Raw genomic sequence first — 21258 nt, 5'->3', positions numbered from 1 at the left:
CAGGTAGTTCACCGAGTTGACGGCGAGAACCCAGTTCTGGAGGTAGAGGGCGGAGGCGAGGACCTCCCAGATCGTGTCGCGCCACGCAGGCCGTGGGAGCAGGAGGAACGTCGCGGCCAGCACCGCCAGCAGCACCAGCCGGCCATGGGGGAGAGGCGTTTCACCAGTCGGGTCCAGAACGCCGCGAGATCGACCCGGCCCTCGCGCTCCGCCGTACGCACCAGGGAGCCGGTGATCAGGAACCCGGTAAGCAGCAGGAAGACGTCCACGCCGCCGGAAACCCGGCCGAACCAGATGTGGTGGGCGGCTACCAGGGGCACCGCGACTGCCCGCAGCCCCTGGACTTCGGGCCGGTGGCCCTCCCGGGCAACGGGAGGAGCGGTCCGGTGCAGAGGGGCGCGCGTGGAGGCGGTGGCCTGACCGTCAAGGGCGCGGGTGAAGAAGGACAAGGCTGGGCCTGCAGAATGGAAGCGGAGCGCGGCGTGGGCCGCATGGCGAACTGCATATGGGGACGGGGCGCCGCCCCTGAGGTCCGCACGCTACCGAGGCCGGTGGCCGACCGCGCAACCGGCTCGCCGGATCCCGGCCTCGCGCGGGGCGGAGCTCCGGCGCCGGAGGTCACCGGTTCCGAAACAGCCCGCCGGCGCGCGTTCTCGGAGCTGTTCCGGCTCCAGCTACCGGATCTCGGGGCCGTACCCGCGCCGGCGGAGCGTGCTTGCGCTCGAGAACGGTGGTTCTCTAATCTGGCGAAGGAATGGAGAATAGCCGTTTTCCCGTGCGCTTTTCACCGTCGGCTATAGCGCGGAGACGGAGTTCGCGGGGCGCGCAGCCAGCGCGGCACGGTTCCCGCTCTTCCTCTTCGTGAAACAGGACGAAAAGGTTCGTTGTTTGGAGATCGCACAGTGGTCGCTCGTCCGCCTCTGCCGCCGTTCGACGAGGTTTCCGCGCAGCGCAAGGTCCAGGCCGTCGAGGATGCCTGGAACACCAGGGAACCCGAACGCGTCGCCCTCGCCTGCACGTCCGCCTGCGCGTGGCGCGACCGGGACGAATTCATCACCGGGCGGAACGTGGTCATCGACTTCCTGGCTCTCAAATGGAAAAAGGAGCTCGATTACGCGCTGCGCGCGGACCTGTGGAACTTCCGCGGCAACCGGATCGCCGTTCGTTTCCAGTATGAATGGAACGACGAAGCGGGGCGCACATGGCGCAGCTACGGCAATGAGATGTGGGAATTCGACGGCCACGGACTGATGAGCCGGCGCGAGGCCAGCCTGAACGACGTCGAGATCCATTCCGAGGGGCGGCGCATCCACGGTCCCCGCCCCGACTCGGAGCACGGTCGGACGATCCCGCTCCACTAGGCGCCGGTCGCGGCGGGCGGGCTTCGGGGGCCGCCGCGGTTACGCCTCTGTCGTTCACCCCTTCCACCGACCGCTCGTCGCCTCCTGCTACCGCCCGTCGCTGACGGCGTTGTCCGCGCGTTCACACGGCACCACCCTTCTGGGAGGGCCGGTGGCGCGCGTCACGCTCGCGTCCACCGGGGAACGCCAGCCGAAGGAGTTGTTCGATGAGTGAGGGCCCCTGCCTGGACCAGCGAGTGGAAGAGCTGGTCGCCGTCCAGAGTTTCGAACCGCCGGCGGCATTCCGGGAGAAGGCGCGTGTGGCCGACGCGTCGCTGTATGAGAAGGCCGACCAGGACCGCCTCGCCTTCTGGGCCGAGCAGGCCCGGGAACTGGACTGGGATACGCCCTTCAGCACGGTCCTCGACGATTCCAGGGCGCCCTTCTACCGCTGGTTCGAGGACGGGAGGCTGAACGCTTCGTACAACTGCCTGGACCGGCACGTGGCCGCCGGGCTCGGTGACCGGGTCGCCTACCACTGGCGCGGGGAAGAGGGCGAGGAGCGCGCGATCACATACTCCGGCCTGCTCCACGAGGTCCAGAAGTTCGCGAACGCCCTGAAGGACCTGGGTGTGCGCAAGGGCGATGTGGTCGGTATCTACCTGCCGATGGTGCCCGAGGCCGCCGTCGCGATGCTCGCCTGCGCGCGCATCGGGGCGGTGCACAACGTGGTGTTCGGCGGGTTCTCCGCCGAGGCGGTGCGCGAACGGATGGCGGTCTCCCGGGCGAAGGTCCTCGTCACCGCCGATCGCGCCCGCCGCAAAGGCAGGGCGGCCGAGGTCAAAGGCGCCCTCGACGCTGCGCTGGACGAGCTCGCCGACCTGCGCCACGTGGTGGTCGTCCGGGTCGGCGGAGGGGGAGCCGGCGCGGGCCGCGGGGAGCCCTGTCCCATGCGTACCAGGCGCGACGTGTACTACGACGACGTGCTCGCCTCCGCCGCCGACACCTGCCCTGCGGAACCCATGGAGGCCGAGCATCCCCTGTTCATCCTCTACTCCTCCGGTTCGACCGGTAAGCCCAAAGGGATCGTGCACAGCACGGGCGGCTACCTGACCGGCGTTTCCTACACCCACCGGGTGGTGTTCGACCTCGACGCGGAACGCGACGTGTTCTGGTGCACCGCGGACGTCGGCTGGATCACCGGACACAGCTACGCCGTCTACGGGCCGCTGGCCAACGGCACGACCAGCGTGATGTTCGAAGGGGCGCCCGACTACCCGGATCCGGGGATCTGGTGGGAGATCGTCGAGCGGTACGGCGTCAGCATCTTCTACACGGCGCCGACCGCCATCCGCGCCTGCATGCGCTGGGGGTCGGAGTACCCGGCCGGCCACGACCTGTCCTCGCTGCGGCTGCTGGGCAGCGTCGGCGAACCGATCAACCCCAAGGCCTGGGTGTGGTACCACACTGTGATCGGCCGAGAACGCTGCCCGATCGTGGACACCTGGTGGCAGACGGAGACGGGCTCGATCATGATCGCGCCGCTGCCCGGCGCCACCGCCACCAGACCGGGCTCGGCGACGCATCCGCTGCCGGGCGTGTGCGCCAACCTGGTCGACGGGTCCGGCCGGACCGTCCCCGAGGGCACGGGGCTGCTGGTGCTCACCGAGCCGTGGCCGAGCATGCTGCGAACGCTCTACGGCGAGGAGGAGCGCTACGTAGAGGCCTATTTCTCGGAATTCGGCCCGGGCACCTATGCCGTCGGCGACTCGGCGCGCCGGGACACCGACGGTTACTACTGGGTGCTCGGACGCGTGGACGACGTGCTCAACGTCTCCGGGCACCGGCTCTCCAGCGGGGAGGTCGAATCCGCGATCGTCGCCCACGAGAAGGTCGCCGAGGCGGCGGTGGTCTCCGAACCCGACGAGCTCACCGGTGAGGCCATCGTGGCGTTCGTGACGCTGCGCGGCGGTGCCGAGGGCGGTCCGGAAACCGAGGCGGACATCCGGGAGCACGTGAGCGCGCGGATCGGGAAACTCGCCAGGCCGTCCCGGATCATCTGGCCGACGAACTGCCGAAGACCCGGAGCGGCAAGATCATGCGCCGGCTGCTCCGGGACGCCGTGCAGGATCGCGAACTGGGCGACGTCACGACACTGAACGACCCGAGCGTGATGACGGCACTGCGCGCCCGTGTCGCCCGCGCGGGTTCGGACGACTGATCCGGCCCCGGCACGGAGAGGCGGCGCTCCCCGCGGAGCGGATCGCGGGGCCGTGCCGTTTCGGATTCGGGGAGTCGGCCGCGGTCCCCGGATTCGAAGAAGCCCCGCCGCCATGCGCGGCCGCCGTCCGGGCGGCCGCGCGGCTTTCCCGAGTGGTGCACCGGCCGCCGAGCGCAGGTGCGCCACTCGTGCCGGTCCGGGAAACCGGCGGGAGCCGGGCCGGAAGCGGACCCGGGGCGCGAAAAGCCGTGGTCGTCCGGTTCCGCCGTGTCGCGGATCGCCGCCCGGGACCACTCGGCGCAATTGTGGACCGCTCACCGCACGGAGATCGGCCGTTCGTCGAGCGAAGCCCTCGCTTACCGCGCGCCCGGCGCCGAACCGCCCCACCTGCGGGTGTCCCTCCTTACAGTGCCACGTAATCCATGTCACAGCGGTGTAATCCCCTCAGAAAGGTCCGCCGAATGGTTTCGACATCCCGAGGATCACCCGAGCAGGGTGCTACCGAGGACGGCCTCAGCGCGCGCTCGATAGCGATGCACAGCGATCCGCGTTTCAACGAGTTGAAGCGGCGGCTGCGCGTCTTCGTCTTCCCCATGAGCGCCGCGTTCATGGCCTGGTACCTGCTGTATGTCGTGATGTCGGCCTACGCGCGCGACGCAATGGCGACGGTGCTGTTCGGTCCGGTCAACGTCGCTCTCGTCTTCGGGGTGCTGCAGTTCCTCAGCACCTTCGGAATCGCGATCCTGTACTCGCGCTACGCCGACAGGCGCCTCGACCCGCTGGCCAACGAGCTTCTCGCCGAACTCAGCGGCCCGGGCGCGGCATCGCACGGCCGGAAACCGGCGGCGAGCGGCGGGACGGCCGGCAAGAAGGGCGGGCAATCGTGAACCTCGCAGCCGAAGCCGCGGCCGGCAGCCGCGGTGTGACGATGCTCCTGTTCCTGGTGATGGTCGCGGCGACGCTGTACATCACCGTTGTGGCCAGCCGGCGCACCCGGTCGGCCGCGGACTTCTACGCCGGGGGCCGCGGTTTCTCGGGACTGCAGAACGGCATGGCGATCGGCAGCGACTACATGTCGGCCGCCTCGTTCCTGGGCATCGCGGGAATGATCGCGCTGTTCGGCTACGACGGCTTCCTCTACTCCATCGGCTTTTTGGTGGCCTGGCTGGTGGCACTGCTGCTCGTGGCCGAGCTGCTGCGCAACTCCGGCCGTTTCACCATGGCCGACGTCCTCTCCTACCGGATGCGCCAGCGCCCGGTCCGCACCGCCGCGGCGTTCTCCACCATCACCGTGTCGATCTTCTACCTGCTGGCCCAGATGGTCGGTGCGGGCGCGCTCATCGCGCTGCTCCTGGGTATCCAGCCCGGGGAGACCTTCCTCGGCATGGACGCCGCGCAGGCCAAGATCGTGGGGATCGTCGTCGTGGGCGTCCTAATGATCGTCTACGTCTCGCTGGGCGGGATGAAGGGCACCACCTGGGTGCAGATCATCAAGGCCGGCGTGCTGATGTCCGGGGCGGCCCTGCTGTCCGTGCTGGTGCTCGCGGCTTACGGGTTCAACTTCGGCGCCTGATGAACGACGCCGCGGCCGCCAGCGGGGAAGGACGCGCGTTCCTGGAGCCGGGGCTGCGCTACGGCGTGGAGGTGGCGGGTGATCCGCTGGCCACGCTGTGGAGCAAGCTGGATCTGATCAGCCTCGGCCTGGCACTGGTGCTGGGCACGGCAGGGCTGCCGCACATCCTGATCCGCTTCTACACCGTGCCCAACGCCAAGGCGGCCCGCACGTCGGTGAACTGGGCGATCGGTCTGATCGGGGCGTTCTACCTGCTGACCCTGGTGCTGGGCTTCGGCGCGGCGGCCATCGTCGGGCGCGACGCCATCGCCGCCCAGGATCCGGCCGGCAACACCGCGGCACCGCAGGTGGCCGAAGCGATCGGCCAGCAGATCGGCGGCGGGATGCTGGGAGCGGTGCTCCTCGCGCTGATCGCGGCGGCGGCCTTCGCGGCGATTCTCTCCACCGTGGCGGGTCTGACGCTGGCCTCCTCCTCTTCGCTGGCGCACGACTTCTACTTCAGCGTCCTGCGCAGGGGCCAGGCGTCGGCGAGGGAGCAGATGCGGGTGGCGCGGCTCGCGGCGATGGGAATCGGCGCGGCGGCGATCGGGCTGGCGATCTTCGCGCAGAACCTCAACGTCGCGTTCCTGGTGGCGCTCGCCTTCGCGGTCGCGGCCTCGGCGAACCTCCCGACGCTGCTGCTCTCGCTGTTCTGGAAGCGGTTCAACACCGCCGGCACGGTCGCGGGGATCTACGGCGGCCTCGTCTCCGCGGTGGGGCTGGTGTTCTTCTCGCCGGTGGTCTCGGGCAAGGTCGACCCCGAAACAGGGGAGAGCCTGTCGCTGTTCCCCGCCGGTGTGGACTTCTCCTGGTTCCCGCTGGAGAACCCCGGCCTGGTCTCCATCCCGCTCGGCTTCGCGTGCGCCGTCATCGGTACGTACCTGTCCAGGGAGCACGACCCCGAGCGGCACGCGCTCCTGGAGGTCCGGGCGCTCACCGGCGCCGGAGCGGAGGGCTCCAAGCAGTACTGAGCCCGGCAGCGTGGCGGAATGCGGCCCGGAGCGGCTCCCGCGAAGCACCGGCCGTGCGGGAGGCGCCCCGGGCCGGCGTGCCGGAGCAGCCGGTACGGCCGCCCGTTCGGACGGGGTGGTGGAAGCGCGAGGACATGAGCAGGGGAGGGCCCCGCATGCGAGCGGCAGCGGCACCGGACCGGGGACCCGCCGCCAGTGGTGGTCCACGTTACACTGACCCGGTGGTAACCGGCTGGTTGGGCAGGACCCGCCGCCTCTTCCAAGACGGGCGTCCAGCGGTTCAGGCGGATCGGCGGTCCGCGGTCGCGGTGCTCAAAGAGGCCAGGAAGCTCGACGGCGATCTCCAGGACGGGCTGCACGGAAGGGGGACCCCAAGCGCGGCCCGGCGTCTGGCCCGGCTGCTGGGCGCTGACGCCGTTGTGCTGGCCGGCCTCGACGGCCCCGTCGCCGAGTACGGAACGCTCCCGCCGGACACCGATGTGGGGGCGCTGCTCGCCCAGGTCTACGGCCGCGGCGGGGTGATCCGCCAGCCCCCTCTCTTCGCCGCGCCTTTGTTCGTCGCCGAGGAGCTGGCCGGCTGCCTCGTGGTCGGCGGCGACATCGCTCAGGACGAACTCAGCGAGGTGGCCGGCCTGGCCTCGGACTCCTTGGACCATGCCGAGCTGCGCCGGTCCCGCGAGCGCATCGCCGCGGCGGACCTGCGCAGCCTTCGGGCGCAGATCTCGCCGCATTTCGTGCACAACGCACTCGCCGCCATCGCCGCGCTGATCCACGCCGAACCCGACCGCGCGCGGGAGCTGCTGTCCGATTTCGCGGACTACCTGCGGTACAGCTTCTCCTCGGCGGGCGATTACGCGACCGTGGCGACAGAGCTGCAGGCCACGCAGACCTACCTGGAACTGCAGCGCGCCCGGTTCCGGGACCGCTTCCACGTCACCGTGCGGATCGCGCCCGAGGTCCTTCCCGTCGCCATCCCCTTTCTCGTCGTACAGCCGATCGTGGAGAACGCCGTCCGGCACGGGCTGGAGCAGAAACCCGGCGGCGAGGGCCAGATCAGCGTCTCCGGAGTCGGAGAGGGGCCGCTGTGCGTCATCGAGATCGAGGACGACGGTGTCGGTATGGACCCGGAGTTCGCGCGGGCCGTCCTCGCCGGCACCGGCCCTCCCGCGAACGGGGTGGGGCTCGCCAACGTGGACCGGCGACTGCGAACGGTGTACGGACCGGAGTACGGCCTCGTCATCGAAACCGCTCCGGGAAACGGTACAAAGGTAGTGATCCGGACCCCCCGGTTCATGCGGGGAGTGGTGGCCGATTGACGTTACTCCCGGTACTCGGCGGTCGGGAACTCCCGCCCCCGGGCCGCTCCTGGGCGGGGGAGAACGGTGCCGGAGCACGCCCGCACCGTCCGCGTCGCCGCCGCGCCCTTTACCGTGACTCTTTGTAAGGAGGTGAGCGGCGTTCCCCCGGCGGTGGAGGCCGGGGCCGCAACGCCGCGACGACGATGAGCGGATCGCTTCGGGTCCTCGTCGTTGAGGACGAGGCCTCCACACGCGAGGAACTGGCGTCCTTCCTGCGGAGCATGCCGGAGGTCGCCGAGGTGACGGCGGTGGAGGACGGTGCCGGTGTCGTCAAACTGCTCGGAACGACCGGGTTCGACGCGGCGTTCGTGGACATCCTGATGCCGGGACTGGACGGCATGGAGGTGGCGCGCGTGCTGGGGGCGCTGTCGTCACCCCCCGCCATCGTGTTCGTCACCGCGTCGGAGGACCACGCGATCGAGGCGTTCGGTATCGGGGCGATCGACTACCTGCTGAAGCCGATCAGGCCGGAACGGCTCGCCGAGGCCGTCGGCCGGATCGCCCGGCAGCGGCAGGGGCGGGACACGCCGGTGGCGGAGGACGAGCTCGACGTCGTGCAGGTCGAGTTCGCCGGGCGCACGGTCTTCGTCCGGCGGGACGACGTCCAGTTCGCGGAGGCGCACGGCGACTACGTCCGGCTGCACACCGCCGGTGACACCCACCTGATCCGGCTGCCGCTGTCCTACCTGGAGGACATCTGGGCGCCCGCGGGGTTCGTCCGGGTCCACCGCGGCTATCTCGTCGCGGTGTCCTGGGTGCGCGACCTGCGCGTGACCTCCTCGGCGGGCCTGGTGGCCAGCACTCCGGCCGGTGATGTACCCGTCAGCCGGCGACATTCCCGGATGCTCAAGGAGCAGTTGCTGGAGGCCGCGCGGAATGACCAGCTGGGGCGGGCCACCAGGTGAAACCGAACCGCCGAGTCCGGGTCACCAGCCCCCAGACCCGTATCGCGCTGGCCCGCCGCCACCGCCCGGGCCAGCACCTGCTGCCGATGCCGGCGCCCGCCGACATCACCGGCGCACGTGCGGCGTTCCGCAGGCAGCGCAGGATCGCCCTGGCGACCATGGCCGGACTCGCCTGCCTGGTGTTCGGGACGAGCGGCCTGGTCGCCGCGCTCCCGGCGCTGGACCGGCTGCAGGTGGCGGGTGTCCCGGCCTCGTGGCTGGTGGTCGGGGTCGCCCTCTACCCCCTGCTGCTGGCGCTCGCCATAGTGCACGTGTGGCGGGCCGAGCGCGCGGAGCAGGGTGACGGCGCGCCACCGGCGAACGATCGGCTGCGGCACGGATGACGAGCTTTCTCGCGATCGGACTCGTCCTGGCGGCGAGCCTGGTCATCGGCATCTACGGCGTCCGGGCCGCCCGCACCACCTCGGACTTTCTGATCGCCTCCCGGAAGGTCGCACCGGGCTGGAACTCGATGGCGATCGCCGGCGAGTACCTCTCGGCGGCCTCGGTGCTCGGGCTGGCCGGCCTGGTGCTGAAGAACGGTCTCGGGACGCTGTGGTACGCGGTGGGCTTCACCGCCGGCTATGTAGCGGTGGTCGCGCTCGTCGCCGGCCCCATGCGGCGCTCAGGGGCGTTCACCGTGCCCGACTTCGCCGAGTACCGGCTGGGCTCGCCGCGGCTCCGCAAGCTGTCCGGATGCATCGTCCTGGTGATCATGCTGCTGTACCTGGTTCCCCAGTTCAAGGGCGCCGGGCTGGTGCTCCACCTGGTGAGCGGTGCGCCCTACTGGGTGGGGGTGCTGCTCGCCGGCATGGTCGTGAGCGTGTCCATCGCGGCGGGGGGAATGCGGTCCGCGACCTATGTCCAGGCCTTCCACTACGTCGTCAAGCTCGCGTTCCTCGCGGTTCCCGCTGTTTACCTGATCGTGCACGCCGGTGCCGATGCGCGGGCCCAGGCCCTGGAACCGGATCGGGGGGCGGTGTTCCGGGAGGACACCGTTGTGGAGTTCAACGTCGGCACCCGGCTGGAGATCCCGGAGCCGACGACCGTCGCGGCGACGGGAGGGGAATCCGTGCCCCTCGGCGCCGGCGTGCACGATGTGGCGGCGGGTGAGAAGCTGACGTTCCCGGCGGGCGCGTCCGTCCCCCGGCCGGCCGGCGTCCCGGAGCTCGGCGGGGAGGAGTGGAGCCGCCCGCTGCTCGACACCGGGGAGGCCGGCAGTCCACTGTTCGGGACCTGGTCCACCCTGCTGGCGATCACGCTCGGCGCGATGGGCCTGCCGCACGTCCTCATGCGGTTCCATACCAGCCCCACCGCCCGGACCGCCCGCCGCGTCGCTGTCGGCGTCATCGCGCTTCTCGGGGTCTTCTACCTGTTCCCGGCCGTCTACGGGCTGCTCGGCCGCGTGTTCACCCCCCGGCTGGCGCTTGGCGAGGCGAGCGACACGGTGACCGTGGTGCTGCCCGCGGAGGTGGTCCCAGGGGCTCCGGGCACCGTCCTCACCGCGCTCGTGGCGGCCGGCGCGTTCGGTGCTTTCCTCTCCACCTCCTCCGGGCTCCTGCTGGCTCTCGCCGGAGGGCTGTCCCACGACCTGTTCAGCGGGAGCGTGCCCCGGCTGCGTTTCGCCGTCGCCGCGGGCACGATGGTGGCGGTCCTGATCGCCCTCCCGGCCTTCCGGCTCGACATCAACGTCCTGGTCGGTTGGGCTTTCGCGGTGGCGGCATCGACGTTCTGCCCGCTGCTGGTACTCGGCATCTGGTGGCGGCGGCTCACGCTCGCCGGAGCGGCCACCGGCCTGACGATCGGCGCGGTCACCTCGACGGGGGCGGTCGCGCTCTCGGCCGTGGCCGACCTGGAGCCCGGTTGGGTCACCATACTGCTCGCCCAACCCGCCGCCTGGACGGTGCCGCTCGCCTTCGCCACCATGATCGTGATCTCCCTCCTCGGCAACGAACCCGACTGGGCGGAGCACGCACTGCTCCGGCTGCACGCCCCCTGAGGCGATCACCGGCCGGCGCGCACAGGCAGCGCTGCCGCGGACGCCCCGAGGAAGGCGGACGCATGGCATCCTTCGGCAGAGGGCAGGAGGCCCGGGGCAGCCGCCGGTTGCGTACAGCAGAGCACCTGAAAGGGTCGGAAACGATCAGCAGGCCCGATGAACAGCGGCCGCTGCGGGCAGGAGATCAGCGGAGGTCCCGGACGGGGCGGCGCCCGAAACAGCGCACACCGAAACGACAGGCAGCCGAGAACACAACGGTCAAGGAGGAGCAGGTCCATGTCCGGACGGTACGGCGGTAAGGACCGTCGGCACGGGGGACGCCCGGATCCCCAACGGCGCGGTCGGTCCGAACGGCCCGAGCAGCCCGAGATCCGCGGCAGGCGCGATGCCGCCCGGCTCGGCGAGGAGCTGCGGCGCATGTCCGGCGCGTCCTACGGGCGCTACAAGTCGCTTCGGGGCGAATGGGAGTTCGACGACTTCACGCTGAGTATCGACCGCGTGCAGTCCGACCCGTTCGCGCCGCCGTCCCGCATCTCGGTGCGGGTCCCGGCCTCCGTGGCGGGGATGCCGGAGCGCGCCTGGCGCTCTCCTGTACGTCGCCGCGCAACCGCGGACTACCTGGTCCGCCGTGCCTACCGGGCGCTCAAGGGGGCGCGGCTGCGCATCGACACCGGAGGGCAGGAGGTCATCGAGCGCGCCTCGGGTCGGATCGAGGACGGCGACATCCTGCTGCGGCTGGGCATCGAGCTGCCGGGGCACGGCCGCCGGATCGACGCGCGCACCGCGGAGAGCGAACTGTGCGAGCGGCTTCCCGCCATGGTCGAGGCGCTGCGTTGGGAGGAGATTGACGCCGACGACGCCGTCGCGTTCGCCGACACGGTCGAGGACACCGTCGCGCTGCGCGACCAGCTGTCCTCACTGGGGCTGGTGGCGTTCGTGGCCGACGGCTCCGTCCTGCCGCGCCGCAGCGGCGTCAGCGACCTTCCCATGGACGGCTCGGCCGTCGTCCCGTTCGTCTCGCCCGAGACGCTGAGGGTGGCGGTCAAGCTCCCCCACCGGGGAGAGGTCAGCGGCCTCGGCATCCCCGAAGGCATCACGCTCATCGTCGGCGGCGGCTTCCACGGCAAGTCCACGCTGCTGCACGCACTGGAACGAGGGGTCTACGACCACGTGCCCGGTGACGGGCGCGAACTCGTCGTGACCCGTCCCGACGCGGTGAAGATCCGCGCGGAGGAGGGCCGTCGAGTCGAGCGCACCGACGTCAGCGCGTTCGTGCGGAACCTGCCCACGGGGGCCGACACCGGCGACTTCTCCACCGACAACGCCTCCGGTTCCACGTCGCAGGCGGCGAACATCAGCGAGTCGCTGGAGGTGGGAGCCTCCACCCTGCTGGTGGACGAGGACACCACCGCCACCAACCTGATGATCCGCGACACCCGGATGCAGGCCCTCGTGCACGGCGACCGCGAGCCGCTGACCCCCTTCGTCGATCTGGTGCGCCCGCTGCACCGGGTGCACGGGGTGTCCACGGTGCTCGTCATGGGCGGCAGCGGCGATTACTTCGACGTCGCCGATAACGTCGTGATGCTCGACGGCTACCGACCCTACGACGTCACCGAACGCGCGCGCGAACTCGCCTCCGAGCGCACCGGCGCGGCGTTCCACGCCCCGGAGCACCGGGTGATCGATCAGCGTTCGGTCAACGCCAGCGTGCGCGGACGCTCCAAGATCAAGCGGCGCGACATGGACGTGCTGACGTTCGGCGAGAGCGACATCGACGTCCGCCACCTCGCTCAACTGGTCGACCCCGGCCAGATCATCGGCGTGGGACTGGCGCTGCGGATGCTCTCCGAAGACGGCCTGCTGGGCGAGGGCCGCACCATCGCCGAGGCCCTCGACGCCCTTGACGGACGCCTCGCCGAGGACGGTGTGGTGGCCCTCGGCCAGGGGTTCGCCGGCGACTACGCGCTGCCCCGGCGGTTCGAGACCGCCGCTGCGCTGAACCGGTTGCGCACGCTGCGGGTGCAGCGGCTGCGCCGGCCGTAAGGAGGCGGCGGACGTAAGGAAGGAGTGGGGGCGCAGCGGTGTTTACCGGGTATGTCGCCACAGATCAGTATCCTGGAGGCTAGATCCGGAACCGTTGCGCGCCCCTGTTCGGGGTGCTAAGCCCCCTCTTTCACGGACCTGTACTCCCACAGCTCCGTGTGCTCGACCGCTCATCCGCCCCGCCAGTGAGAAAGCCCAGCAAGAATGGAGACCCGCCAAGGTGCGTGACCCCGCTGACCTCTATGAGCTCCGCCCCGGTTACGACCTCGCCGGACCCGTCATGCTGGTTGTCCTCGACGGGTTCATGGACGCCGGCTCGGTCGGCAGCCAGGCCGCGGAAGCACTGTTCGACGAGTTCGACGCCGAGGAGATCGCGACCTTCGACGTCGACCGGCTGCTGGATTACCGGTCCCGGCGCCCGGTGATGACGTTCGTCGAGAACACCTGGACCGACTACGACGCGCCCAAGCTCGCCCTCTACCTGATGCACGACGCCGATGGCACCCCCTTCCTGCTGCTGCACGGCCCGGAGCCGGACCACGAATGGGAGGCGTTCGCGGCCGCCGTACGCAGCCTCATCGAGCGGTTCTCGGTGAGCCTGACCGTGAGCTTCCACGGCATCCCCATGGCCGTCCCGCACACCCGCCCCAGCACGGTGACCGCGCACGCGACGCGTCTCGAGCTGGTCTCGGGGTTCACCCCGTGGATCGGCCGGGTCCAGGTGCCGGCGAGCGCCGCCTCCCTGGTCGAGCTGCGGATGGGCGAAGCCGGCCACGACTTCATCGGGTACGCCGTCCATGTGCCAGTTACCTGGCCCAGTCGGAGTATCCGCGGGCCGCGATCGCCGCGCTGGAGTACGTCGGCGGCGCCACCGGCCTGGCCCTGCCCACGGGCAAGTTGGAGGAGAACGCCGAGGGAGCCGACGCCGAGATCGAGGAGCAGGTGGCGGCCTCCGACGAGGTGCAGCGTGTCGTGGGAAACCTGGAACGGCAGTACGACGACATCATGTCCGCGCGCCAGTCGGACGAGGGTGCTGAGGCCCTGCTGGCCGGTGACGAGTCGGAGTTGCCCACCGCCGACGAGCTCGGCGACGAACTGGAGCGCTACCTCGCCGAGCGCGAGCGTGGCGGAGAAGGATAACGGTGGCCGTGCTCTACCAACTGCTCTTTCACGCCGTCCTGCGGCACGCCGACGCCGAGGCGGTGCACCGGCTGAGCTTCGCCGCGCTGCGCGGGGTGTCGGCCGTTCCCGGTGCCGCCGGTGCCCTGAGCCGCGTGCTCGGACCCCGCGAGCCGGAACTCACGGTGCGGGCGTTCGGCCGGGAGTTCCCCGGGCCGCTCGGCCTGGCCGCCGGTTTCGACAAGAACGCCGAGGGAACCGGGGGGCTCGTCGCGCTCGGGTTCGGGTACGTGGAGGTCGGCACGGTGACCGCCCATCCGCAGCCGGGCAATCCCCGGCCGCGGTTGTTCCGGTTGGTGACCGACCGCGCCATCGTCAATCGGATGGGGTTCAACAATGACGGTTCGGCGGCCGTCGCCGACCGGTTGTTCGAACGGCGCCTCAGGGACCAGGGGGACCCTCCGCGCCACGGCGGTACCGGGGCCCCATAATCGGCGTCAACATCGGTAAGACCAAGGCGGCGCCGGGGTCGCAGGCCGCGGCGGACTACGCCACCAGTGCCAGGCGCCTCGCGGGTTTCGCCGATTACCTCGTGGTCAACGTCAGTTCGCCGAACACCCCTGGTCTGCGCGATCTGCAGGCGGTGGAGCAGCTGCGCCCGCTGCTGAACGAAGTCCGCTCCACCCTCGACTCCGAAGGCCACCGCACCCTGCCGCTGCTGGTCAAGATCGCCCCGGACCTTGCGGACGCCGACGTGGACGCCGTGGCCGACCTGGCGCTGGAGCTCGGGCTCGACGGCATCATCGCCACCAACACCACGATCTCGCGCGAAGGACTGCGCGGCGATCCGGAGGCGGTCGGGGCCGGCGGCCTGTCCGGGGCGCCGCTGAAACGGCGCTCGCTCGAGGTGTTGCAGCGGTTGCGCTCCCGGGTGGGCGACCGGCTCGTGCTCATCGCCGCGGGCGGCATCGAGACCCCGATGGACGCATGGGAGCGGATCCGGGCCGGCGCGACCCTGGTCCAGGGCTACACCGGTCTCGTCTATGGAGGCCCGCTGTGGCCGCGCCGCATGCACAAAGGGCTGGCCCGGCTGGTCCGCGCCGCCGGCTACAGCTCGATCGGCCAAGCCGTGGGTGCGGACGCCGGCGCCGATGGCGCACCCGCGGACGCCGGCGACGGCTGAGGCCGCGGGCGGTGCCGACCGGTCCGACCGGCGGTCCTCATCCCGCTGCCAGCGGGTGGGCCGGGCCCAGTTCCGCGCCGAGAAGCGGACCCGTCAGATGGGCGGGGCGGATCCGGACGCGGGTAACGCGTTCGGCCAGGGCCAGAGCGGCCGCCCCCGGATCGCTCACCCCGGCGCCGTCGGTCAGCTCGATCTCCCGCATGTCGTCTGCGAGCGCGTCGGGGCGGGTTCCCCGCCGGACATAGGGCCAGCGGGTGTCGAGGAAGGTCTGCAGTACGCCGTCGACCACCCAGCGGAACTCGTACCGGTGGTCCAGAAGTACGCGTACCGAGACCAGTTCGGTCTCGGCCGACAGTGCGCGGTAGGTCTCCGGGCGGGTCGCCCTGCACCCGGTGGGTTCGATGATGACCGCCCAGCCGTGCACCGACAGAGCGTGGGCGGTGAGCGGCGGGTGCCCCTCGGCGCAGAGGCCTGCCTCCACGGCCTCGACGATCGGCAGGCTGCGCAGCTGACGTTCGGCGGCACCGAGACGCCGCAGCGCCTCGGTCTTGCTCAGCCCCCGAACGTAGGACAGGCAGTACGCCTCGGCCAGATCCGGCTGGCTCTCCTGGAGCCATGCGTAGTCGCGGGCGCACGCAGCGGCCATGGGCCCATCCCTTCCGATTCCACGGGCCACAGTGGTGATCGGGCCTGCCAAGGGGCGGTGTCGCGGACCACTGTGCGACGGCGATCTCGTCTTCGCGGTGACGAGCGGGTTTATTGAACGCGTTCCCGGTAAGAGGCCGGGGAACCGGCCACTTCAGGACAGTGTGTGGTGATTTGAGGGTGGGACGGCGGGTAACCCCTGGAGCGAACGGGTGCCCGCGGAGGCGGGGCCACCGCCGATGACGACAGGATACGGGCCGCGGCGCTGCGGCCCGTGCGCGGACGGTCCCTTGCGGATAACCAGAGGTCCGCCCCGGCCGAAGCATAGTGGGCGCCGAGTACGGCCGCGGCACCTGCTCGTGTGCGCGTGGGTACACTGTTATCGCCGGCGGTGCAGTCCGCATACCGTCACATCCATCCTATGCCACCACAAGCCGGGAACCCCCTGTCAAGGAGGTTCCCAGGAGGCGGGACGGGCGGCGTCGCGAGCGGCCACGGGAGGGCTCCCTGCCGGCGCGCGCCCCGGGAGCCGATTCTCCTCGCCGTCACTTCTCGTCCGAGTCCGGGTGCCCGTCGCGGTAGGACTCACCCGGTTCGGTCTCGCCGAGCAGCTGGCTCACCGTGACCATCGTGTAGCCCTTCTCGTCGAGCTTCTCCAGGATGGTGGGAACCGCGTCGATGGTGCTGCCGTGGATGTCGTGCATCAGCACGATCGATCCGGGCTCGGCGTCCTTCATGACACGCTTGGCGACCTTGTCGGGATCGCGGTCCCGCCAGTCGTAGGTGTCGATGCTCCACATGATCTGGGCCAACCCCATCTCCTCGGACACTTCGGAGACGGTGTCGTCGCTGGCGCCGTAAGGCGGGCGCATCAGGTTCATCGTGTAGCCGGTGTCCCGGCGGACAAGGGCGTTCAGGGTGGTGAGCTCGTTCTTGACCTCGGCGCGGCTCACCGTGGTGAGATCGGGATGCACCATGGTGTGGTTGGCGAGTTCGTGCCCCTCGGCGTACTCGCGCTGCACGACTTCGGGATATTCCCGCAGCGGCTCCTCTCCGGTGACGAAGAAGGTGGCCTTCGCCTCGTACTCGTCGAGCGCGTCGAGGAGTTCGGAGGTCCGCTTACCAGGGCCGTCATCGAAGGTCAGCGCGATGCACTTGCTTTCGGCCGTGGAGCAGTCGGGGTCGCCGTCCTGTACCACCGGTATCGCGCCGGGAGCCGGTTTCTCGGCGCTGTCCTTCTGGGACTCCTGAGGGGCGTCGGCGAGCTGCACGTCCGATGCGACGGTTGCCGCGGCGGTCTGCGCTCGCTCGCCGAACTCCGACAGCAGCGGCGCGGCCTCCTGCTTGTCGATGACCACGCTGATCCGCCCCTCGTCCTCCGGGGCGACCTGCCCCTGGTCGAACTCCACGACGAGGTCGCCGTCAGGGTTGAAACCGATCGAGTCGTAGAGCCGCACGATGGGGTGCAGTGCCGAGGCGCGGACGTGCTCCTCATCCGCTAAGGCCTCTTTGACCAGTTCGTTCAGGGTGACGAGTTCCTCTTGGCCGTCGAGCAGCTCAGTGGAGTAGGCGGTGTTCGCGTCCGTTGCGTCATACCAGTACGTGGCGTGGTGCGTCCGCTCTTTCCCGGATTCCTTCTCCGTCTGGGTGAGCCGGACCGCGATGATCTCCTCGCTCGCGACGCTGAGGTTCCAGTCCACGTGGAAGGCCTCGGCCTCGGGATAGCGTTTTTGAAATCGCTCGCCTCCCGCTCGATGATGGCGGCGAGCCGCTCGGTGAACGGATCGGCGTTGGGAACCTCGGGATAGGCGACCTCGATCGCGACTTCGCCGTCCTCGGTATTCTTCTCCTCGCCGATACCGACCACGTTCTCCGCATCGACAATGGTGAGCTGGTCGGGGTCCCCTTCGGGTTTGACCTCTTCCTCTTCCGGGGGCTGATCCCCTTCACCGATGCTGCAGGCACCCAGCGTCAGAGTCGCGAGGGCGGCGATGGCGGTCGGGTAAAAGCGCGGTGTGTGTGGAGCGGTATCCCCGGTGGCGGAGGCGCGGAGTGACATGTGGCGGCCAGCGTCTCTTTCGTTTTTCAAAGGCCTGGTGGCGCGGGAACTGATTGTGGGACGAGCCGTCCCGCTATGTCGAAGGAAATCGCATATCGAGTTCTGTGGGGCAGATATCGATTCGGGTTTGGTCTACTGCCCAGCCCCGGAACCGCGGGCGGTATGCCCGGCCGCTGCCGGGTGGGGCACGTCGGCGACGAGCACCGGTCCGGGAAACACGTCCGGGTGCGATTGTGCAATAGACGAACCACACTGGTACGCGGCTCTGATCGACCGGCCGGCACACGGTGAGCGACGCGGTAATCAGAACATTCCCGGCATCGTACGGTACCGGCGGAGGAGCCGCCCAGTGCCGCATAAAGAACATCCCTATACTGGCAGTTGCGGTTGGTACACGCGGCGCAAAAGCGACGCGTGTCGCAAGAGGGAACCCCGGTGCGAATCCGGGACTGCCCCGCAGCGGTATGTGGGAACGAAAGCCGCCAAGAGCACTGGGCGTGCACGCGCCCGGGAAGCGGCGGCCGGTAGGAGACCGCGGTACTGAGCACCGCGCAGCGCCCACGAGTCCGAAGACCTGCCACCGCCCGCGGACGCGCCCGCGTCCGCGGTGGTCCGTGCGCCCCGAGGGAGGGCCAGGGCGAGAGGCGGCTATGGGGCCACCTGCGACTCGCGCGCTCTCCCCGATGGTGTCCGGGCCTGCGGCTGCTCGACGAGGGAGAGAAAAGCTATGCCGAACGACACAACGGTTCACGGTGGTGATGTCCGATGAGGACCACCATCCACGGATACCCCCGCATCGGCGGCGCCCGCGAGCTCAAGCGGGCCAGCGAGTCCTACTGGGGCGGGGCGAGCACCGCGGCCGAACTCGACGCCGTCGCCGCGCGGTTGCGCCGCGAGGTCTGGGAGACCCTGCGCGACGCCGGGCTCGACGAGATCCCGTCGAACACGTTCTCCTACTACGACCACGTGCTCGACACCGCCGTTCTCTTCGGTGCGGTACCCGGACGCTTCGACGACCCGAACACCGCGGAGGACCACGCGACCGAGCTGGAACGCTACTTCGCCATGGCCCGGGGCGCGCAGGACGCCCCTCCACTGGAGATGACGAAGTGGTTCGACACCAACTACCACTACCTGGTCCCCGAGCTCTCGCCAAGGACCCGGCTGCGCCTGTCCGGCTCCAAGCCGCTGTCCGAGTACACGCAGGCCAAGGGGCTCGGCATCGAGACCCGGCCGGTCCTGCTCGGCCCGCTCACCTTCCTGATGCTGGCCAAGGCGGCCCCTGAGGCACCTGAGGAATGGAGTCCGCTGGAGCTACTGGATGACCTGCTCGGCTGCTACGCCGACCTGCTCGGACAGCTCTCAGCGGCGGGAGCCCGAAGGGTGCAGTTGGACGAGCCCATCCTGGCGACCGACGAGGGACGGGCCGCGCTCGGCTCGCTGGAGCGCGCCTATCAACGGCTCGGCGCCCTCGATGATCGCCCGGAACTCCTCGTCTCGACCTACTTCGGAGCGATCGGCACCGAAGCGCTGAAGCTCCTCAAGGGCACCCGGGTGGAGGCCGTCGGGCTGGATCTGGTGAGCGGTCCCGAGGCGGTCGGCGAGCTCGCCGGCGTCTCCGGGCTGGGGGACAAGGTCCTGGTCGCCGGGATCGTCGACGGCCGGAACGTGTGGCGAACCGACCTCGGGAACGCGCTGTCGAGGCTCGGCTCGCTACTGGGGCTGGCACACGAGGTCGCCGTCAGCACCTCCTGCTCCCTGTTGCACGTCCCGATCGATCTGGAGGCCGAGGCCGCCCTTCCCGCGGAGCTGCGGGAGCGGTTGGCCTTCGCCCGGCAGAAGGTCGACGAGGTGGTGCTGCTCGGCCGGGCACTGTCCGAAGGCGGGGAGGGGGTTACCGCGGAGCTGGAGAAGGGACGGGCCGCGGCCGAGACCCCTTTGTCGTTCACGAACCGGCGCGTGCGGGCCCGGCTGGACGCGCTCGGGGAGGAGCCCTCCCGTACCGGCTACGAGCGTCGTGAGGCGGCGACGGACTCAGCGGCCCGTCTGCCGACGACCACCATCGGATCGTTCCCACAGACCTCGGATGTGCGCCGGGCCCGGGCCGATCATCGGGCCGGGCGGATCAGCACCGAGGAGTACCAGCGGCGCATGCGCGCCGAGATCGACCGGGTCATCGCGCTGCAGGAGGACATCGGCCTGGACGTGCTGGTCCACGGCGAGCCGGAGCGCAACGACATGGTCCAGTATTTCGCCGAGCGGCTCGACGGGTTCGCCACCACCGAACACGGATGGGTGCAGTCCTACGGCTCGCGGTGCGTCCGCCCGCCGATCCTCTACGGTGACGTCTCGCGGCCCGAGCCGCTGACCGTGGAGTGGATCACCTACGCCCAGTCGCGCACCCAGAAGCCGGTCAAGGGCATGCTGACCGGGCCTGTCACGATGCTGGCCTGGTCCTTCGTCCGCGACGACCAGCCGCTGGGCGACACGGCGCGGCAGGTGGCGCTCGCGCTGCGCGACGAGATCCTCGACCTGGAGCGCGCCGGGATCCGGCATATCCAGGTCGACGAGGCGGCGCTGCGTGAACTGCTCCCACTGCGCGAGGAGGCGCACGGCGAGTACCTGAAGTGGGCGATCGGTTCGTTCCGGCTGGCGACCTCGGGCGTCGCTCCGAGCACCCGGATCCACACCCACATGTGCTACTCGGAGTTCGGCCGGATCGTCGGCTCGATCGAGGCGCTCGACGCCGATGTGACCAGCGTCGAGGCGGCCCGCTCCCACATGGAGCTGGTGGGGGACCTCAAGGCCGCCGGTTACCGGCGGGGGATCGGCCCGGGCGTCTACGATATCCATTCGCCGCGTGTGCCCTCGGTGGAGGAGATCGAGGAGGCGCTGCGCAACGCGCTGACAGCGGTCGAACCGGAACGCCTCTGGGTTAACCCCGATTGCGGACTGAAGACCCGCGGCTACGCGGAGGTGGAACCGGCCCTGCGCAACATGGTCGAGGCCGCGCGCCGGGTCCGGGCGGAGCCGCCCGGGTGAACCGGATGCGAGATGCCGGACCGGTCCCGGAGCACGCGGAGCCGGACCGGAGGTGAGTCGGTGCCGGGCGGGGAGCGGATGGGCTCCCCGCCCGGCACCGGGTGCTTCGCTCCACAGGTGGCCCCGAGCGGCTATGAACGTCCGAATCTGCAGGTCGTAGGCGTGTCTAGCGCCGCTGGCGCCCGGGCGATGACACGCTGTCGAGAGCGTTGCATTCAGCGTCGTTTCCCGCGCCAGGAGCTGGGGCGCTGAGTGGGTCGACCGTCTCGGCACTTGGAGTGTTGTGTATGTTGCCTCCGGACGAAGGCTTCCGCGCCGACATCGCCGGGAGAATGGAGCGCGTCGGTTCCGAGGAAGATCTCGCGGGGGTCCTCGGGGACATCGAGCAGAGGATCTCCGGGGTTCTCCGCGAGGGCTCCGCGGACGATCCCATCGAGCTGCTGGGCGTGGTCGAGGCCTGGGCGGCACTGCTGTCCTATGCGATGGCACGGTTCTACGCACCCGGTGGCACACTGCGGACCAGCAGCGCCGGTTGGGGGGACGGAACGGCCTACCAGGTGAGGCGCGCGGCCGAGGCGCTGAGGGAGCCCCTGCAGTCCGTGGTCAACAGGACCGACGCCTCCAGATACTCGATCATCATCGCGTTCCCCTGGGGCGTATCGATCGGCCTGTCCGGTCAGCAGCTCATGAGTCCCGGCAGCGGCTTCTGAGCCCCGGAC

Annotated in this window: 13 protein-coding genes, 3 pseudogenes and 1 riboswitch; of the genes and pseudogenes, 13 read left to right on the top strand and 3 right to left on the bottom strand. The window is 70.2% G+C overall.

Annotated elements, in window-relative coordinates; all coding sequences use genetic code 11:
• Positions 1–8: 8 nt before the first annotated feature.
• Positions 9–449 carry an acyltransferase family protein gene (locus VS93_RS32855; protein ID WP_338022689.1) on the bottom strand — a complete coding sequence of 147 codons (441 nt, stop codon included), beginning with the start codon at positions 447–449 and terminating at the stop codon, positions 9–11.
• 453 nt (positions 450–902) lie between these two features.
• On the opposite strand from VS93_RS32855, the gene VS93_RS07825 reads away from it, so the two are divergent.
• The 11 genes and pseudogenes from VS93_RS07825 to VS93_RS07775 all read left to right on the top strand — a co-directional run bounded on the left by VS93_RS07825 (position 903) and on the right by VS93_RS07775 (position 14793).
• Positions 903–1361: a DUF1348 family protein gene (locus VS93_RS07825; protein ID WP_046469328.1), complete on the top strand. Its 459-nt coding sequence runs from the start codon at positions 903–905 to the stop codon at positions 1359–1361.
• A gap of 206 nt (positions 1362–1567) precedes the next feature.
• Positions 1568–3499, top strand: a complete 1932-nt coding sequence (gene acs, locus VS93_RS07820; RefSeq protein WP_236700405.1) for an acetate--CoA ligase — start codon at positions 1568–1570, stop codon at positions 3497–3499.
• 523 nt (positions 3500–4022) lie between these two features.
• A complete protein-coding gene (locus VS93_RS07815) occupies positions 4023–4448 on the top strand; it encodes a DUF485 domain-containing protein (protein WP_046469327.1) in 426 nt (141 codons plus the stop codon).
• Positions 4445–6144: pseudogene (locus tag VS93_RS07810) on the top strand (solute symporter family protein). Before VS93_RS07815 ends, VS93_RS07810 begins: the two are co-directional and overlap by 4 nt.
• A gap of 308 nt (positions 6145–6452) precedes the next feature.
• On the top strand, positions 6453–7460 hold the full coding sequence (locus tag VS93_RS07805) for a sensor histidine kinase (RefSeq protein WP_046469326.1): 1008 nt from the start codon (positions 6453–6455) through the stop codon (positions 7458–7460).
• Between the two features lie 185 nt (positions 7461–7645).
• Complete coding sequence (locus VS93_RS07800) at positions 7646–8407, top strand: LytR/AlgR family response regulator transcription factor (protein WP_046469325.1); 762 nt, start codon at positions 7646–7648, stop codon at positions 8405–8407.
• Complete coding sequence (locus VS93_RS07795) at positions 8404–8790, top strand: hypothetical protein (RefSeq protein ID WP_046469324.1); 387 nt, start codon at positions 8404–8406, stop codon at positions 8788–8790. Before VS93_RS07800 ends, VS93_RS07795 begins: the two co-directional genes overlap by 4 nt.
• On the top strand, positions 8787–10445 hold the full coding sequence (locus VS93_RS07790; RefSeq protein WP_046469323.1) for a sodium/solute symporter: 1659 nt from the start codon (positions 8787–8789) through the stop codon (positions 10443–10445). Before VS93_RS07795 ends, VS93_RS07790 begins: the two co-directional genes overlap by 4 nt.
• 276 nt (positions 10446–10721) lie before the next feature.
• Complete coding sequence (locus VS93_RS07785) at positions 10722–12491, top strand: ABC-ATPase domain-containing protein (RefSeq protein ID WP_046469322.1); 1770 nt, start codon at positions 10722–10724, stop codon at positions 12489–12491.
• A 220-nt stretch (positions 12492–12711) separates the two neighbouring features.
• A pseudogene (locus VS93_RS07780) lies at positions 12712–13631 on the top strand (proteasome assembly chaperone family protein).
• Between the two features lie 2 nt (positions 13632–13633).
• Positions 13634–14793 (top strand): annotated as a pseudogene (locus VS93_RS07775) (quinone-dependent dihydroorotate dehydrogenase).
• A gap of 37 nt (positions 14794–14830) precedes the next feature.
• On the opposite strand, the gene VS93_RS07770 reads toward VS93_RS07775, so the two are convergent.
• Positions 14831–15439, bottom strand: a complete 609-nt coding sequence (locus VS93_RS07770; RefSeq protein ID WP_046469321.1) for a DUF6461 domain-containing protein — start codon at positions 15437–15439, stop codon at positions 14831–14833.
• A gap of 544 nt (positions 15440–15983) precedes the next feature.
• Positions 15984–17138, bottom strand: coding sequence for a polysaccharide deacetylase family protein (locus VS93_RS07765; protein ID WP_236700404.1), 1155 nt, complete (start codon positions 17136–17138; stop codon positions 15984–15986).
• Between the two features lie 729 nt (positions 17139–17867).
• Positions 17868–18093: riboswitch (cobalamin riboswitch) on the top strand.
• Between the two features lie 169 nt (positions 18094–18262).
• Here VS93_RS07765 and metE point away from each other — a divergent pair.
• Entirely contained in the window at positions 18263–20539 is a 2277-nt protein-coding gene (gene metE / locus VS93_RS07760; protein ID WP_046469320.1) for a 5-methyltetrahydropteroyltriglutamate--homocysteine S-methyltransferase, read from the top strand.
• A gap of 287 nt (positions 20540–20826) precedes the next feature.
• The gene (locus tag VS93_RS07755) at positions 20827–21249 is read left to right on the top strand and encodes a hypothetical protein (protein ID WP_046469319.1); all 423 of its coding nucleotides are present in this window, start codon (positions 20827–20829) and stop codon (positions 21247–21249) included.
• Positions 21250–21258: the final 9 nt, after the last annotated feature.

It is taken from the genome of Allosalinactinospora lopnorensis (assembly GCF_000981225.1).
Classification (GTDB): domain Bacteria; phylum Actinomycetota; class Actinomycetes; order Streptosporangiales; family Streptosporangiaceae; genus Allosalinactinospora; species Allosalinactinospora lopnorensis.
The sequence above is the reverse complement of the archived record's forward strand: the minus strand, read 5'-3'. Positions and strand labels throughout refer to the sequence as shown.